Consider the following 544-nt stretch of genomic DNA (forward strand, 5'->3'; position numbering starts at 1 on the left):
CATACCCTTGGAGGCGAAATAAAGGGGGAGGGGGGCGGCCGCAGGCCGACGCCGGAGGACATTCGCCGGAACGGGTATGGGGGCCCAGCGCCCGACCCACCGGCCGTCGCTCATGAGCGCACGCCCATGACCTGTGGCCCCTTCCCGCGGCCCTTGCGGCTGCTACGCTTGGCGGGTTTTCCTCATTGGTGCCGCCCGCAATGCCCAGAACGCTGCCTTTGTCCCTGCTGCTGCTCGCCGCCCTTGGCGGCGCTGCCCATGCGGCGCCGACGCCGATCACCATCGAGCAGGCCATGGCCGACCCGGACTGGATCGGCCCCCCGGTCGAAAGCGCGTGGTGGTCCTGGAACAGCCAGCAGGTCGAGTACCAGCTCAAGCGCACCGGCAGCCCGGTGCGCGATACCTTCCGCCAGCCGGTCGCCGGTGGCGTGGCTGCACAGGTCGGCGATGACCAGCGTGGCACCCTGGATGTGGACAGCCCGGTCTACGACAGCGCGCGCCAGCGCTCGGCGTTCGTGCGCACTGGCGATGTGTTCGTGCGTGA

At 70.2% G+C, this 544-nt stretch carries 1 protein-coding gene; it reads left to right on the forward strand.

Annotated features, from left to right (window positions below; translation table 11 throughout):
* Positions 1-218: 218 nt before the first annotated feature.
* Positions 219-544: hypothetical protein (locus tag AAE045_RS24180; RefSeq protein ID WP_455549835.1), on the forward strand; the 326-nt coding region annotated here is incomplete at its 3' end.

The sequence above is a fragment of the Dryocola clanedunensis genome (genome assembly GCF_038405435.1).
GTDB lineage: Bacteria > Pseudomonadota > Gammaproteobacteria > Enterobacterales > Enterobacteriaceae > Dryocola > Dryocola clanedunensis_A.